13 protein-coding genes are annotated in these 15,244 nt (G+C 66.6%); 5 read left to right on the top strand and 8 right to left on the bottom strand.

Translation table 11 applies throughout. From position 1 onward, the window contains the following. Positions 1 to 41 precede the first annotated feature (41 nt). The 8 genes from ACOGI5_RS07720 to ACOGI5_RS07755 form a co-directional block, all read right to left on the bottom strand. Positions 42 to 1,652, bottom strand: a complete 1,611-nt coding sequence (locus ACOGI5_RS07720) for a hypothetical protein (RefSeq protein WP_419863844.1) — start codon at positions 1,650 to 1,652, stop codon at positions 42 to 44. A gap of 376 nt (positions 1,653 to 2,028) precedes the next feature. Next, entirely contained in the window at positions 2,029 to 3,153 is a 1,125-nt protein-coding gene (locus ACOGI5_RS07725; RefSeq protein ID WP_419863845.1) for an ABC transporter substrate-binding protein, read from the bottom strand. Between the two features lie 51 nt (positions 3,154 to 3,204). Next, positions 3,205 to 3,987 carry an ABC transporter permease gene (locus ACOGI5_RS07730; RefSeq protein ID WP_419863846.1) on the bottom strand — a complete coding sequence of 261 codons (783 nt, stop codon included), beginning with the start codon at positions 3,985 to 3,987 and terminating at the stop codon, positions 3,205 to 3,207. After that, a complete protein-coding gene (locus tag ACOGI5_RS07735; protein ID WP_419863847.1) occupies positions 3,984 to 4,835 on the bottom strand; it encodes an ABC transporter ATP-binding protein in 852 nt (283 codons plus the stop codon). Before ACOGI5_RS07735 ends, ACOGI5_RS07730 begins: the two co-directional genes overlap by 4 nt. After that, on the bottom strand, positions 4,832 to 5,782 hold the full coding sequence (locus tag ACOGI5_RS07740) for an ABC transporter permease (RefSeq protein ID WP_419863848.1): 951 nt from the start codon (positions 5,780 to 5,782) through the stop codon (positions 4,832 to 4,834). Before ACOGI5_RS07740 ends, ACOGI5_RS07735 begins: the two co-directional genes overlap by 4 nt. 64 nt (positions 5,783 to 5,846) lie before the next feature. Beyond that, positions 5,847 to 6,848 (bottom strand): TIGR03842 family LLM class F420-dependent oxidoreductase, encoded by a 1,002-nt coding sequence (locus ACOGI5_RS07745; RefSeq protein WP_419863849.1) that lies wholly within the window; start codon positions 6,846 to 6,848, stop codon positions 5,847 to 5,849. 66 nt (positions 6,849 to 6,914) lie between these two features. Next, positions 6,915 to 8,324: a dihydropyrimidinase gene (gene hydA / locus ACOGI5_RS07750; protein ID WP_419863850.1), complete on the bottom strand. Its 1,410-nt coding sequence runs from the start codon at positions 8,322 to 8,324 to the stop codon at positions 6,915 to 6,917. A gap of 58 nt (positions 8,325 to 8,382) precedes the next feature. After that, entirely contained in the window at positions 8,383 to 9,216 is an 834-nt protein-coding gene (locus tag ACOGI5_RS07755) for a nitrilase-related carbon-nitrogen hydrolase (RefSeq protein WP_419865456.1), read from the bottom strand. A gap of 134 nt (positions 9,217 to 9,350) precedes the next feature. Here ACOGI5_RS07755 and ACOGI5_RS07760 point away from each other — a divergent pair, with 134 nt between their 5' ends. The 5 genes from ACOGI5_RS07760 to ACOGI5_RS07780 are packed head-to-tail and all read left to right on the top strand — an operon-like array spanning position 9,351 to position 15,119. Next, positions 9,351 to 10,643, top strand: coding sequence for an MFS transporter (locus tag ACOGI5_RS07760; protein WP_419863851.1), 1,293 nt, complete (start codon positions 9,351 to 9,353; stop codon positions 10,641 to 10,643). A 5-nt stretch (positions 10,644 to 10,648) separates the two neighbouring features. Continuing rightward, the gene (locus ACOGI5_RS07765; protein WP_419863852.1) at positions 10,649 to 12,043 is read left to right on the top strand and encodes a cytochrome P450; all 1,395 of its coding nucleotides are present in this window, start codon (positions 10,649 to 10,651) and stop codon (positions 12,041 to 12,043) included. Further along, positions 12,040 to 13,002 carry an LLM class flavin-dependent oxidoreductase gene (locus ACOGI5_RS07770; RefSeq protein WP_419863853.1) on the top strand — a complete coding sequence of 321 codons (963 nt, stop codon included), beginning with the start codon at positions 12,040 to 12,042 and terminating at the stop codon, positions 13,000 to 13,002. The genes ACOGI5_RS07765 and ACOGI5_RS07770 overlap by 4 nt, the downstream gene beginning before the upstream one ends. Before the next feature lie 16 nt (positions 13,003 to 13,018). Beyond that, a complete protein-coding gene (locus ACOGI5_RS07775; RefSeq protein WP_419863854.1) occupies positions 13,019 to 13,876 on the top strand; it encodes a TauD/TfdA dioxygenase family protein in 858 nt (285 codons plus the stop codon). A gap of 31 nt (positions 13,877 to 13,907) precedes the next feature. Next, positions 13,908 to 15,119 (top strand): CaiB/BaiF CoA transferase family protein, encoded by a 1,212-nt coding sequence (locus ACOGI5_RS07780; RefSeq protein WP_419863855.1) that lies wholly within the window; start codon positions 13,908 to 13,910, stop codon positions 15,117 to 15,119. The last annotated feature ends 125 nt before the right edge of the window (positions 15,120 to 15,244 follow it).

The following is a 15,244-nucleotide window of genomic DNA, read 5'->3' on the forward strand; positions in this document are numbered from 1 at the left end:
CGATCATGGCATGACGATCTCTGTTGCTCGTAGCGGATTGATCAGCGGCGGCAGTGCAGCGACACGGTGTCGGCGTCACGCTGCCGCCAGACGGTGTCATCGCCGGTCAGCCGGCCTGCTTCGACGGCCGCCGTGTGGGTGACCAGCAGGGGCAGCAGCGAGTCGTATTCGGCGAACCTCTCGGCTGCTTGCTCGGTCTCGCAGACCATCAGCAGGGGCACAGGTCGTCCCACGGCGGCGCATTTCCGGTAGGGCCTGATCTTGTCGATGATCTCCGAGGGAGTGGTGGCGCTGCGCTCGTACTCGAGGCAGTAGGCGCCGCTGCCGAGCGGCCCATCAGTGACCAGCACCACGAGGTCGGGCCGGATCTGCGTGATGGCGGGCACGTTGATCTCCCCCCTCCAACCCGCGAATGCTGCTGCGCCCTCGGAGGCGAATTGCAGGACCAGCCGGTTGACGCCGTCGTCGTGGTGGCGCTGCCGGTGCCGGAAGGTCGGGATCAGGTAGGCACCGTGGCGCCGGATGAGCGCCCGGGCCAGCAGCCGGCTCAGATTGGCCGCTCGGCGCAGACCGCGCTCGGTGAGATAGCAGTGGCCGTCGAAACGGTCGATGAGCCCGACCTCGTCGAGCGCGGTGAGCACTGCGTCGATCCGTCGAGGCGATGTGCTCAACAAGCTGCTCAGCTGGCTGCCCCGCATTGCCGGGAACTGCGCGACGGCCATGAAGACGGCGTAGGAGAGCGGCTCGGCGATGGCCACCGTGTCTGCGTTGTATTTCCGCCAGCGCTTCAGCTTCTCGGCTCTCCCCACTTCCATCGGCGTGACCGGGTCGTCGACGCGATCACTGGATGGCCGCAGCTCGACGGGATCTCCCCACAGCCCATCGGGTGTGCAGATCAATGGCCACGCGTCGCGCGCAAACTCGCGTTGCGCCAACTGAGCCGCCCACGAATCGGCGGCGAGGATCACCTGCGCGGATGGCACTGCGTCGTAAGTGGGGTCGCCGTAGAAGACCCGGTCGGCAGCCCGCTCGTGGGCGTCGTGATCGCTCGAGTACGCGTCGAGTCCCCAGAAGCGATGGGCTCGCTTGCGCCGCAGCGATCGCTCGGTGGCGTGCAGGCCCACGTAGGTGAACGTCACCCAATACCGCTCGCCATAGTGCGCGACAGCGTGAAACCAGCCGCCGTGGCGCAGCAGCCGGAATTCGGTCATGGCGAGATCTCCCACCCCAGGGGCAACGCCAGGTGGCACACGCAGCCAGCCGGAGAACAGCAGCCTGGGAGCGAGCCGGTAGAGCAGCTCCAGCCAAGCCAGTCGGCGCACGCACGTGCGCACACCTCGCGCGGTGACTGTCCACTGGACACGCTCGCGAGAGCCGAGGACCGGTTCGCCGGGGAGAGTGCCCGTGTCCGGGGACAGGATCTGCTCGGCTGCGCAGCTCACTGCGGTCCCGTGCGCCTGTGCACGATCGTGGAGATAGAGCGCCTCGGCGGCCTGACTCGTGAGAAACCAGCGTTGCTGCTGGCGTTCGATCATCCCGACGCTCATCGACGCAAGCCAGCCGGCGCGCTGCAGCCGTCCGAATTTCGCCCGCAATTGCGGCTCGCCCAGAGCGAGAATCGGCACCAAGTTGGAGGTGCTCGCGAGCGGCATTCGTCCGATGATGCGGAGAGTGCGCTGGTCGATGGCATCGGGAAGTCTCGCCGAGGCCCGTCGGTCATGGACCGCCACTCAGCCAATCGAGCAGACGGATGCCGCGAATTGTGCCCAATTCCGTCAAGCGAACGAGATGCGATCAGGAAACCCGGCAGGCTTCAGCAGTCTGAGCAGCAAGCATCAGCAATCTGAGCCTCAAGTTGAGAAGTCCGCATGCTCTGGCAGAGGCCGAAGGGTGCTGACCCCTTCGCCGGACCATCGAGACCGGTCATTGCTAGCCGTGGCAGGCAATGCCCCTGCGAACGCGGCCAGCAGGGGCGACGGCGATCCGCTCGCCGCCGCCCCGCGACCGTTCAACTGATGCTGTCTGCGGCTATTCGCCGCCCTCGAGCAGCACGACGGGGATCCGCTCCCAGTCGTTGCCCACGACATCAATGCCGGCGTCCCGCAGATTGGCCACCGCCGCTTCGGCGATGTCGGTGCGGTAGGCGCCGTCGTCGGGCTCCGAGGCCAAGATGCCCTCGCTGGTAGCCACATCGACGGTCTGTGCCCACAGGTCGGGATCCATGATGCCCGCGCCAAGCGGAGACGGCCAGATCAGCGCACTGATCTCGTTCATCTGCCACGTCTGATGCGACTGGCCCAGCGTCGGGACATTGTCGAGCACGATCTGCACGCACTCTTCGGTGTTGTCCCGGCAGTGAATCCAGCCGCGCAGCGACGCCTCCACGAACCGGACCGCTGCGTCGTAGTACGCAGGATCGTCATCGAGGCGGTCGGCGTCGGCCCACAGGGCGTCCTGGAGCATTGCCGTGCCCTCGTCGTTCCAGTCGATGATGTGCAGATCTTCGGGCTGGTACAGCTCGCCGGTGTCGGGATTGATCGTCTCGAGCACTTGCGCGTACTCGTTGTAGATCATCGCCTGCGCGGCGTCGATCTCACGGTCGATCAGTGCCAGCATGTCGAAGTTCTGCTGCACGAGCTGGATGTCGGAATCCGGATCCAGCCCGCTGCGGCGCAGCCCGGCGAGCAGCTCGAATTCGTTGCCGAATCCCCAGTTGCCGACCGTGCGGCCCTCGAGGTCCGCCACCGAGTCGATACCCGCATCAGCGAACGACACCTGCAACGTGGCGCTTCGCTGGAACACCTGCGCGATGTTGGTGATGTTGGTGCCTTCTTCCCGGGGCACCAGACCCCGCGGCACCCACGAGACGGCGAAGTCAGCAGCGCCGGAATCCAGCACGGAGGCGGGAACGATGTCCACGCCGCCTTCGAGGATTTCCACGCTGAGCCCGACGTCGTCATAGAAGCCGAGCGCCTGCGCCGCGTAGTAGCCGGCGAACTGTGCCTGCGTGAACCACTGCAGCTGCAGCGACACCTCGCTGATGGGCTCGAATTCGGGCTCATCCGCGTCGTCGCCGCCAGTGCAGGCCGCGGCTAGTAGGCCGAGCGCCAGCAGCGGCGCCAGCGTCCTTGTCAGCGTCTTCCTTACCTTCATATTTCCCCCCCTGTTGGGATGCTCAATGGGCTCACACGCCCAAGGTCGAGGTCATGCCGCCTTCCGCATTGCGAAGTACCAAGGCATGATCAGCCGTTCCAGCGCTACGGCGATCGCGTACAGGCAGATGCCCACCAACGAACCAGCCAGCACCGCGGCCCAGGCGTCGTCGTAGCGGGTCAGGCCGGCTGAGTTGGTGATGAGATTGCCCAGCGCATCCTGACGGCCGCCGAAGTACTCGGCCACGATGGCCGCGATCACCGCCAGCGACGTCGCCAGCTTGAGCGCGGTGAAGAAGTACGGCATCGCGTTCGGGATGCGCACCTCGCGCATGATCCGCCACTTCCCTGCGCCGTAGGACTCCATGAGCTCGATCTGGCTGGGCTCCACCTGTCCCAGCCCGCGGGCCGTGTTGATGAAGACCGGGAAGAAGACCAGCACCACCACCACGGCCTGGTTGGAACGGGGCGACAGGATGCCGAACCAGGCATTGAAGATCGGCGCCAATGCGATGATCGGCACGGCGTTCACGGCGACGGCAAGCGGTGTGAGCGTCTCATTCGCCGCACGGAATGCCGTGACCAGCACCGCGGCGAGCGCTCCCACCGCCACCCCGGCGATCAAACCGGTCACGATGATGAAACCGGTGACGCCGGTTGCCGTGACGATGACGTCGAACTTCTCGACCACCGCGCCGACGATGCTCGAGGGCGGCGGCAGCACAAAACCGTCAGGGCGAATCAACGCCAGCAGCAGCTCCCAGCCGCCGAACATGACCGCTGCGGCCACCACCGGCGGCAGCCACGCACGCCCCAGCGACCTTGCCGTGTTCACGACTCGTCGCCTTCGCGCAGCGCGTCACGCACCGCAGTCACGCAGGAGAAATAGGCCGGATCGTCACGTGTCGCCTCGTTGCGCTCGCCCAAGTCGACGTCGATCACAGCCGAGATGCGGCCGGGCCGGGGCGACATCACCACGACCCTGGTGGACAGGAACACGGCCTCACTGATGGAGTGGGTCACGAAGATCACGGTGATCTGGGTCTCAGCCCAGATCCGCAGCAGCTCGTTCTGCATGTGCTCGCGGGTCATCTCGTCGAGCGCGCCGAACGGCTCGTCCATCAGCAGGAGCTGGGGATGGAACGACATCGCCCGGGCGATCGCCACACGCTGCTGCATGCCGCCGGAGAGCTCCGCCGGGTGGTGCCGGGCGAATTCGCTGAGCTTCACCAAGTCGAGCATCTCGGCTGAGCGCTCCCGTCGCTCGGCCGCCTTCCAGCCCATGAGCTCGAGGGGCAGCTCGATGTTGCGCGACACGTTGCGCCAGTCGAACAGACCTGCCCGCTGGAACACCATCGAGTAGTCGCGGTCGAGGCGGGCCTGATCGGCAGTCTTGCCGTTCACGGCGACCGATCCCTCGGTGACGCCCGTCAGCGCGGCGATCAGCCTCAGCAACGTGCTCTTGCCACAGCCCGACGGCCCGATCAGCGTGACGAACTCGCCTGGGTCGATGCGCAGGTCGATGCCGGTCAGGGCCTTGATCTCGTTGGAGCGTCCCGGGTTGAACACCTTGGACACGCCCGCTACGTCGACGGCGGCAGGTGCGCCGTCGGGAGTGCCGTTGTCCTCAGGCTGCGGCTCGGCGCTGTTCATGTCCCGTTCCTCATGTCCCGTATGGCTCATGTCACAGCTTCTTGACCTTTGCGCCGGACGAGCACGTACTCGAACGACGAGATCACGGCGAAGACGAAGATCCCGAGGGCGGCTGCGCCCAGCACCGCCACATACAGGCGCTCGGGCCCTGTCGTGTAGCGCTGCGCCTCGAGCAGCACGCGGCGGCCCAGGCCGCCTTTCACCCCGGCCGAGATCTCGCCCACGATGGCGCCCACCACGCTCGCCGTCGCTGCGATCTTGAACGCCGCGAACAGGTACGGCAGCGACGCAGGCAGCCGCAGCCGCCACAGCGTCTGTCCCCAGCGTGCGGCGTAGGAGTCCATCAGCTCCAGGTTCTCCGGCAGCGGCGATTGCAGCCCCCGCAGACCGTTGATGGTCACGGGAAAGAACGTCAGGTAGGTGGCGATGATCGAGACCGACATCCAGTCCTGCCATTCGAACGGCAGGAAGTCGAAGCTCTTGCGGCCCCAGATCACGATGATCGGGGCGATGGCGATCAGCGGGATGGTCTGGCTGGCGATGACGTGCGGCACGAGCGCTCGCTCCAGGCGACCCGATGTCGTCAGCACGATGGCGATGCCCAGGCCGACGATGACCCCGATGGCGAACCCGACTGCGGCTTCGCGCAGCGTGAAGGCGGCCTCCTTGCCGACGATCGACCAGAAGGGCTCGCCGGTGCCCCTGGGCTCGGCGAAGATGCCCGAGACGATGTCCAGCACCGGCGGCATCTTCAGGTCGCCGGACTCGGGCAGGAACGAGCCGATGATCGGCCACTCTGACTGTGCGTCGTCGATGGCGGCCCCGACCGCCTTGTAGGCGGTGTAGGCGACACACAGCAGCAGCACGAACGCCACCAGCACGAATGCTTGGCGGACTGTGCTGCGGGTGCGCGCTCGGCGGCGCTCGCGAGCTGCCTGCAGCCTGATGAACTGCTCGCGGACGATCGGGTCGTCCATCACTGAGGGATCGGACGCCAATGAATGCGATTGGGTAGCAGTTGCCGCTTGCACGATGGACCGGTCAGTCTCTGAGCGCCGGAATGATGCGCTGGCCGTAAGCGTTGAGCGTCTCGTCCTTGGCGTCGTGCATGAGGTAGATGGCGAACTGGTCGACGCCCAGATCACGCAGCTCGGCCAGGCGAGCGATGTGATGGTCTGCATCGCCCAGAATGCAGAACCGGTCGATCACCTCATCGGGCACGAAGTCGGTGTGGACGTTGCCGGCTTTTCCGTGCTCGGCGTAGTCATAGCCCTCGCGGCCGGCGATGTAGTCGGTGAGAGCTTGCGGCACCCCGCCCCCGGTGTCGCCGTACCGCTCGACGAGGTCGGCCACGTGGTTGCCGACCATGCCGCCGAACCACCTGCACTGGTCGCGCTGGTGGTCGAGATCTTCACCGACATACGCCGGCGCCGCCACACAGATGTACAGATCGTCGGGATTGCGTCCAGCCTCCGCTGCGGCCCGGTGGACGGCGGCAACGGTCCATTCGGTGATCTGGGGATCGGCGAGCTGCAGGATGAAGCCGTCGGCCTGCTCCCCGCAGAGTCGCAGCGCCTTCGGCCCGTACGCCGCCATCCAGATGTCGAGCTGGCTGCCCGCCGACCACGGGATCTGCTGGCGGGTGCCGTTGTAGGTCACCTCGCGGCCCTCGGCCAAGCCCTTGATGACCGTTATCGACTCGGACAGTGTGGCCAGGCTGGTGGGGCGGTGGCCCAGCACCCGCATCGCCGAGTCACCGCGCCCGATGCCGCACACGGTGCGGTTTCCGAACATGTCGTTGAGCGTGGCGAACAGCGAAGCGGTCACCGTCCAATTGCGGGTACCCGGATTGGTGACCATCGGGCCGACGATCATGCGATTCGTGGCCGACAGCATCTGGCTGTAGATCACGTAGGGCTCTTGCCACAGCACATGGCTGTCGAAAGTCCACCCGTAGTCGAACCCCAGCGTCTCAGCCCGCTGGGCCAGGTCAACCACTCGCCATGCAGGCGGATCGGTCTGAAGAACAACGCCAAAATCCATGTGCTGAGTTCTCCGATCCGCTGTGCTGCCCCGGCGCGCCGTTGCGCCGGGAGGTGATGCCGCCCCCTATTGCAGGTACTGGCAGAGTCCGCGGGGCAGATACTGGCCGTGGCCAGCGCGGCCCAGGTACTGGCCGTTGTCAATGATCTTGCGACCCCGGGAATACACCACGTCGACGTGACCCGTCACCTCGACGCCTTCATAGGCCGAGTGGTCGATATTCATGTGGTGGTTGTCCACGCTGATGGTCCAGCGGTGCTCGGGGTCATAGATCACTACGTCGGCATCGGAACCCGCTGCGATGATTCCCTTGCGGGGGTACAGGCCCATCATGCGCGCAGGTGTGGTGGCGCACAGCTCGACCCACCGCGCCAAGCCGATCTCGCCGGTCACCACACCCTGGTAGATCATGTCCATGCGGTGCTCGACGCCGCCGATGCCGTTGGGGATGGCCCGGAAGTCGTTGAGCCCGAGCTCCTTCTGCTCCTTCATGCAGAACGGGCAGTGGTCGGTGGACACGACGGCCAGATCGTTGGTGCGCAGCCCCTTCCACAAGGCGTCCTGGTGGCCTTCTTCCCGGGAACGGATCGGCGTCGAGCACACGTAGGCGGCGCCCCCGAAACCGGGCAGGTTGAGGTGCTCCTCCAAGCTGAAATGCAGGTACTGCGGGCAGGTCTCGGCGAACACGTTCATGCCTGCGTCGCGTGCCAGCGTCACCTGCTCGAGGGCCTCAGCGGCAGAGAGGTGCACGATGTACAGCGGTGCCGCGCCCACCTTGGCCAGCTGGATAGCCCGGTGGGTGGCTTCTGACTCCAGTTCTTTGCGCCGCACGTAGCCGTGGGTGACCGGCGCGGTCTCGCCCCGCTCGAATGCTTGGGCGGCCAGCACGTCGATGGCCAAGCCGTTCTCGGCGTGCATCATGATCAGCCCGCCGTTTCCGGCGGCCTGCTGCATCGCTCGCAGGATCTGCCCGTCGTCGGCATAGAAGACGCCCGGGTAGGCCATGAACAGCTTGAAGCTGGTGATGCCCTCGTTGACCAGCAGGTCCATCTCCTTGAGCGAGTCGTTGTCGACGCCCCCGATGATCATGTGAAAGCCGAAGTCGATCGCGCAGTTGCCCTCGGCCTTGGCCATCCATTCGTCGAGGCATTCGCGCACGTTCTCGCCGTACTTCTGAACGGCGAAGTCGATGATCGTGGTGGTGCCACCCCACGCTGCGGCTCTCGTGCCTGTCTCGAAGGTGTCCGAGGCGTAGGTACCGCCGAAGGGCAGCTCCATATGCGTATGCACGTCCACCCCGCCCGGCACCACCAGCCGTCCGGTGGCGTCGACGACCTCTGCGCCCTGCTCAGCTGCCACAGCGATGTCGCTGCCGGGTTGCAACACCGCGACGATCTGCTCTCCGTCAATGAGCACCTCGGCCGGATCCGCGCCGGTCGAGCTGACAACGGTGCCCCCTTTGATCAGCGTCGTCATCTCCGTGTTCCCCCTCGGTCGCGATCTGTGAAGCCCGCTCCAGTCTTGGCTCGCCGCCTCAGGGCGCTACGAGCGGTTCGTACGACTCGGGCCGGCGGTCTCGGTAGAAGGCCCACTGGTTGCGGACTTCGTCGAGCATCTCGAGGTCCAGCTCGCGCACCACCAGCTCCTCGGCGTGGTCCGATGCGGCCCCGTCAACGATCTGTCCCCGAGGGTTGGCGAAGTACGACGTGCCGTAGAAGTCATTGTCACCGAGCGGCTCGACGCCGACACGGTTGATGGCCCCGACGAAGTACATGTTCGCTGCCGCGGAGGATGTCTGTTCGAGCTGCCACAAGTAGGCGGACAGTCCGCGGCTGGTGGCAGAGGGGTTGAACACGATCTCCGCGCCGGCCAGCCCGAGAGCACGCCAGCCCTCGGGGAAGTGCCGGTCGTAGCAGATGTAGACGCCAACCGTTCCGACGGCGGTTTCGAAGACGGGATAGCCCAGATTGCCCGGACGGAAGTAGAACTTCTCCCAGAACCCCTTGACCTGCGGGATGTGGTTCTTGCGGTACTTGCCGAGGTAGGTGCCGTCGGCGTCGATGACGGCTGCGGTGTTGTACAGGAGCCCGGCCTGCTCCCGCTCGTACATCGGCACGACGAGCACCATCTCGTGCTGGGCGGCGAGCTCGCAGAAGCGCTTGGTGGTCGGGCCGTCGGGAATCGCTTCGGCGTAGGAGTAGTACTCGGCGTCCTGCACCTGGCAGAAGTACGGACCGTAGAACAGCTCCTGGAAGCACATCACCCGGGCGCCGGCGGCGGACGCTTCGGCCACGTACTTCTCGTGGAGCTCGATCATCGACTCCTTGTCGCCGGTCCAGGCCGTCTGCACGATTGCGGCCGTCACCATGCGTGCCATGTTGTGCCCTCCTCGCTCCCTTGGGAGTCCCTTGTGCGTGGCTGGAGGAAAAAAACGAGTCTAGATCAGCCTGTAGAGGTGGTCTGAACCGACGCAGCAACCGCCTCATCAGGCAGGATGTAACGATGTCCAAACGCAGCACCACCTTCCGCGGATGGAGGGTGGTGGGTGCAGGGGCAGTGATCCAGGGGCTGCAGAGCGCCTTCGTCATGCACTCGCTGGGCGCCTACCTGGTGGAGCTCGATCGGGAGTACGGCTGGAGCAAGACGGCCCTGTCGGGCGCGTTCGCGGTGAATCGCGCCGAGACGGCGCTGCTGGGGCCGGCGCAGGGCTGGCTGATCGACCGGTTCGGGCCCAAGACCATTACCCGAGCAGGCGCCGTGTGCATGGCGGTCGGCTTCGTGTGGTTCAGCCAGCTGCACTCGCTGTGGCAGTTCTACGGCGCCTTCTTCATCCTGTCGGTCGGCGGCGCCTTCTGCGGGTTCTTGACGGTCACCGTCGCGATCGTCCGATGGTTCGAACGGCTGCGGGCCCGAGCACTGGCGCTCGGCGGCATGGGCCTAGCTGTCGGCGGCATGTGCGTCCCGCTCGTGGTTCTGATGTTCACGTGGTTCGGCTGGCGCACGACGGCTGCGGTCACCGGTGTCGGCGGTGCAGCCGTCGCCTGGTGGCTGGCCAAGTACCTCGACGGCAGCCCTGCTGAATTCGGCGAAGAGGTCGACGGCGGGGCCAAGATCGTTGCCAACGGAAGGACGGTCCGCGCCGAAGGCCTCACCGACGTCCACTTCACGGCGAAAGAGGCGATGCGCACGAGAGCGTTCTGGACCATTTCCTTCGGTCACCTGAGCGCCCTGATCGTCGTCGGTGCAGTGATGGCGCACCTGCAGCTCTACCTGACATCCGAACGGGGCTACTCGCTGCAGCAGGCCAGCCTGTTCGCAGCCGCGCTGCCGCTGATGCAGCTCGCCGGCATGGCGGTGGGCGGCTACCTCGGCGACCGGATCAACAAGCGGCTCATTGCGTCGGTCGCCATGTTCGGGCACGCCGGCGGCATCTTGCTGCTGGCGTGGGCGCCCAACGCGTTCGTGGTGGTGCTGTCCGTCGTTTTTCATGGGCTGGCCTGGGGTGCGCGCGGGCCGCTCATGCAAGCCATGCGAGCCGACTACTTCGGCTCTTCGGCCTTCGCTGCGATCATGGGCGTGAGCTCGCTCATCGTGATGATCGGCCCGATCGTCGGCCCGCTCGCCGCAGGGTGGGTGGCTGACACCACCGGCAGCTACGTCACCGCATTCGTTGCGCTCGCTGCCATTACCGCCACCGGGATGCTGTTCTTCGTGATCACCAAACCCCCGAGCCCACCGCAGCGCACGACTGTCGTCGCTGCGGGCCCACAGCAACAACAAGAAATGGCACGCTGAGTTCCATGGGAGCCGTTCGCACGGGCACTGAGCTTGCATCTGAGCGTGACGCCGGCCCGGATCCGTCGCCGCTGTTCGACCCGCGCACCTATCTGGAGGGCGTGCCGCACGACCTGATCGCCGACCTGCGGGCACATGCACCGGTCCACTGGGTGCCCGAACCCGAGCTCATGGGGTGGGAAGCAGGACCCGGCTTCTGGGCAGTGCTCACGCACGAGCTGATGAACCGGGTGCTGCGCGATCCGGGGACGTTCTCGTCCCACCTCGGCGGGACGCAGATCCGCGATCCCCAGACCGCTGCCATGCTCGAATTCGTCCAGCGGATGATGCTCAATCAGGACCCGCCTCAGCACACCCGGCTGCGGCGCCTGCTCATGCGCTCGTTCACACCGAGCGCCGTGGCCGCACTGGAGGCCACCATCTCTGCCAGAGCCGAGCACCTCGTGAGCGCGGTGGTGCATCGCGGGCACGCCGACTACGCCAAGGAGGTCTCGGCCGAGCTGCCGTTGCTGACACTCGCCGACATCATGGGAGTGCCATCAGTGGACCGGATGCTGCTGTTCGACTGGTCCAACCGGGTCATCGGCTACCAGGACGCCGAGTACTCGGTGTCCGACGCATTCGATCCGGCAACAGGGACGGAGATGGCGCAGCGCGCCTGCGAGGTGCGCGCCCAGATCCGCCCCGGCCCCGACGGTCGCATGCCCGACCCTCGCTCTCGCGAAGGCCTCGCAGACATGTATGCGTACGCACACGACCTAGCGACATACAAGCGGGCGAACCCGGGCTCCGACGTGGTGTCGATCCTGCTGGCCGCCGACGACGCCGAGGGCGGCATCACCAACGAAGAGTTCGAGACCATGTTCTTCCTGTTTGCCGTAGCCGGCAACGAGACGTTGCGAAACGGCATGCCCGGCGGGCTCTGGGCGCTGCTGCAGCATCCCGGACAGCTCGACAAGCTGCTCACCCACCCCGATCTGCTGCCCGGCGCCATCGAGGAGATGCTGCGGTACATGCCGCCCGTGGTGCACTTCCGCCGCACGGCATCATGTGATGTCGAACTCGGCGGCCGGACCGTGCGTGCCGGCGACAAGGTGGTGGTCTTCCACGTGGCGGCCAATCGCGACCCGGCCGTGTTTGCCGAGCCCGACCGGTTCGACATCGAGCGCAGCCCGAACGACCACCTCACGTTCGGGGCGGGGCCGCACTTCTGCCTCGGCGCTCACCTGGCCCGTCGCCAGATGTCCGCGATGTTCGCTGAGTCGCTCCGGCGGCTCCCCAATCTGCGCCTCGACCCGGCTCGGAGACCCGAGCGACTGCTGTCGAACTTCCAGCACGGCTTCAAGCACCTGCCGGTGCTCTGGGATGCGCCTGCCGGCCGCGAGGCGGCAGCGGCATGACCGAGCGCACTGCTGCACCGCCAATCCGGGTCGGCGTCACACCCGACGTCAAGCTCTGGTCACGACCGTGGGCCGAGCGCCGTCGCATGCTCGAACTCGTCGCCGATGCTGGCATCGACCATGTGTTCTTTGCCGATCACGTCAGCTTCCGGATCGGGCACGGCAATGACGGCATGGTCACTGCGGCGGCCCTGGCGAACCTGCATCCCACGCTGGGCGTCTATCTCGGCGTGTACCTGCTGCCGCTGCGCCACCCGATTCCCGTCGCCCGCCAGCTCGCGAACCTGGCCGAGATGGCACCGGGACGGATCAGCTTCGGCGTCGGCATCGGCGGCGACGACCGCCACGAAGTGGAAGTGTGCGGCGTCGATCCGCGAACCCGCGGGCGCCGAACAGACGAATCGCTCGGCATCGTGGCGCGGTTGCTGGCCGGCGAGACCGTCGATCACGCAGGCGAGTTCTTCTCCTTCTCGGAGGCCCGCATCGTCCCGGTGCCCGACCCGCCCATTCCCGTCTATGTCGGGGGCCGTTCCGATGCCGCCATCCGCAGAGCCGGTCGCTTCGCCGACGGCTGGCTGGGCATCTGGTGCACGGTGGAGCACTACCGGGCGGCACTGCGCCTCTACGCCGAGACGGCCGCCGCTGAGCGGGCGATCGACGCTCCTGCACCCTCCGCGCCCGATCACGGCATCCAGCTGTGGATCGGCTTGGGCGACAGCCGTGAAGAAGCGGCCGGCTGGGTCGGCCCCGAACTGGAGCGCTTCTACCGGGTGCCATTCAAAGCGTTCGAGAAGTACACCCCATGCGGCACGGTTGACGACATCGTCGAGTTCTTCATGCCGTACCTCGACGCCGGCTGCCGCCATATCAACATGACGCTGTGTGGCGGGAACCCCGAAGAGGCGATACTTGCAGCGGGGGAAGTGGCACGGCGGCTGAGACAGGCGGACCCGGTATGAACGCGACAGGATCGTCATGACCATCACGGCCAAGCCTCTCGCCGGCGCACTCGGTGCCGAGCTGTGGGCGACCGACGACGGGCCGCTCGATGTCGCCACGCTCGACGGCGCAGGGTGCGCAGCGATCCGAGAAGCACTGTGCACCCACCATGTCGTGGTGATCCGCGACCAGCAGATGGACGCGGCAGCGCTCGCACGATTCGGCCGTCGGTTCGGCGAGCTGGAGCGTCATCCCTACCTCGGCGGCACCTCCGAAGAGCCCGAGGTGGTGCCGGTCATCAAGGAGCCCCATGAGACGGTCAATTTCGGCGGTGGGTGGCACTCGGAGATGTCGTTCCTGGAATGCCCCCCGATGGCGACAGCGCTGTATGCGGTGGAGGTGCCGAGCTTCGGCGGCGACACGCTGTTCGCGAACCAGCAGGCGGCCTACACCGGGCTGTCCGACACGATGAAGCGCTTCGCCGGGAGCCTCAGCGCGGTGCACTCCGCCGCCCGCCAGTACGGGCGGCGAGGCGATTCGGACCGGTACGCCGGCCAGCGCAGCTCGATGAATGTCGAGGTGTCCGACGAGGCGCACGCACAGCTGACGCATCCGGTCGTGCGGACCCATCCCGAGACCGGCGCGAAAGCGCTGTATGTGAATCGGGCATTCACCGAGGCCATCTCGGGCATGCGCCGGCACGAATCGAAGGCGCTGCTCGAGATGCTGTGGAGCCATGCGGTCGGCGAGCAGTTCACGTGCCGGGTGCGGTGGGAGCCGGGCACGCTCACGATGTGGGACAACCGCAGCGTCCAGCACTACGCGCTGAACGACTATCACGGGCAGCGCCGGCACATGCTCCGGGTGACCATCGCCGGCGACCGGCCGCGTTGAGTCGCCTCACCTGCGAGGGGAGCACATGTCGATGAGACCGCTGGCAGGCATCCGCGTGGTCGACATGAGCCGCGTGCTGGCTGGGCCGTTCGCCGGACGGATTCTCAGCGACCTCGGAGCAGATGTCGTGAAGGTGGAGCCGCCCGAAGGCGACATCTCGCGCCTGTGGGGCGTCAATCGGGCGGGGCTCGCCGGCTTCTACACCCAGCAGAACGTGGGCAAGCGAAACGTCTGCATCGACCTGCGGGCCGAGGGCGGAGCCGAGACGGTGAAGCGGCTCGTGGCGCAGGCCCATGTGCTCGTCGAGAACTTCCGACCGGGCGTCATGGCGCGCCACGGCCTGTCGTTTGCCGAGCTGTGCCAGGTGAACCCGGCGCTGGTGATGCTGTCGATCAGCGGATTCGGGCAGCAGGGTCCCGATTCGCAGCGAGCGGCCTATGCGGCAGTGCTGCACGGCGAGTCGGGCTGGATGGCTCGCGCCGCCAAGATGCATCAGCAGCCGCTCCAAGAGCCCTACTTGGCTGTCGCCGATACCAACGCAGCACTGCACGGATCGATCGGCGTCCTCGCAGCGCTGCGCGTCGCGGAAACGACCGGGCACGGCCAGCACATCGACATCGCGATGCTCGAGTCTTTCTTGGCGACCGATGAGGGGAGCCAGGCCGGACTCGACGGCGGGAACTACACATCCCAGGGCGGACTCGTGTGGGACGGCGTCGATGGTCCAGTCTTGACGGCAGGCGACTTCCGATGGATCTGGCGGCAGCTGAGCGAGACCCACGGGCTCGCTGACCCGTCGCCCCCCGACGCCGACATCCCGACCAAGCGGGCGTACCGCACCGATGCGATCAACGCATTCCTGAGCTCGTTCGGGACCCGTGCGGAGATGCTGTCGGCCCTCGACGAAGCGAACCTGGCATGGGGTGACATCCGCACGACGGCAGAGGCGCACGAATCGCCCACCGCTGCACACAGGGGTTCCTCGATCGAGATCGACGCCCGCGACGGCGGCAAGCGGCGCGTCACCCAGACGCCGTACAGATTTGCCGGTGCTACTGCGGATTCCGGGGCGATCGCGGGGGTGACATCGGATTCACTGGCGCCGTACCTCGGCGAGCACAACGGCGAGGTGCTGGCGGAGTGGCTGGGCGCCGGCGGCGCGGAGATTGACGCGTTGCGCGGCGCGGGCGTGCTCATCGAGGACGAGTTCGCGGCCGAAGGGCGCGCGCACGGGCGACCGTGACCGTTGACCATGACGTTCATGCAACGATCTTCATGGAACCGAAACAGTCCGGCGGGAGTCTGAAGGGGCAGGCAGTCTTCGTGGGGACTAGGCATGGCTGGCGCGCCCATTGCATTGACGATTCC

Origin of the sequence: Candidatus Poriferisodalis sp. (assembly GCF_965208925.1) — a bacterium.
Taxonomy (GTDB): domain Bacteria; phylum Actinomycetota; class Acidimicrobiia; order Acidimicrobiales; family Poriferisodalaceae; genus Poriferisodalis.

What these genes read in the sequence shown, in the direction of transcription:
- ACOGI5_RS07720 (WP_419863844.1), bottom strand. Translation starts at nt 1,652, where the DNA reads ATGCCGCTCGCGAGCACCTCCAACTTGGTGCCGATTCTCGCTCTGGGC.
- ACOGI5_RS07725 (WP_419863845.1), bottom strand. Translation starts at nt 3,153, where the DNA reads ATGAAGGTAAGGAAGACGCTGACAAGGACGCTGGCGCCGCTGCTGGCG.
- ACOGI5_RS07735 (WP_419863847.1), bottom strand. Translation starts at nt 4,835, where the DNA reads ATGAGCCATACGGGACATGAGGAACGGGACATGAACAGCGCCGAGCCG.
- ACOGI5_RS07740 (WP_419863848.1), bottom strand. Translation starts at nt 5,782, where the DNA reads ATGGACGACCCGATCGTCCGCGAGCAGTTCATCAGGCTGCAGGCAGCT.
- ACOGI5_RS07745 (WP_419863849.1), bottom strand. Translation starts at nt 6,848, where the DNA reads ATGGATTTTGGCGTTGTTCTTCAGACCGATCCGCCTGCATGGCGAGTG.
- hydA (WP_419863850.1), bottom strand. Translation starts at nt 8,324, where the DNA reads ATGACGACGCTGATCAAAGGGGGCACCGTTGTCAGCTCGACCGGCGCG.
- ACOGI5_RS07755 (WP_419865456.1), bottom strand. Translation starts at nt 9,216, where the DNA reads ATGGTGACGGCCGCAATCGTGCAGACGGCCTGGACCGGCGACAAGGAG.
- ACOGI5_RS07760 (WP_419863851.1), top strand. Translation starts at nt 9,351, where the DNA reads ATGTCCAAACGCAGCACCACCTTCCGCGGATGGAGGGTGGTGGGTGCA.
- ACOGI5_RS07765 (WP_419863852.1), top strand. Translation starts at nt 10,649, where the DNA reads ATGGGAGCCGTTCGCACGGGCACTGAGCTTGCATCTGAGCGTGACGCC.
- ACOGI5_RS07770 (WP_419863853.1), top strand. Translation starts at nt 12,040, where the DNA reads ATGACCGAGCGCACTGCTGCACCGCCAATCCGGGTCGGCGTCACACCC.
- ACOGI5_RS07775 (WP_419863854.1), top strand. Translation starts at nt 13,019, where the DNA reads ATGACCATCACGGCCAAGCCTCTCGCCGGCGCACTCGGTGCCGAGCTG.
- ACOGI5_RS07780 (WP_419863855.1), top strand. Translation starts at nt 13,908, where the DNA reads ATGAGACCGCTGGCAGGCATCCGCGTGGTCGACATGAGCCGCGTGCTG.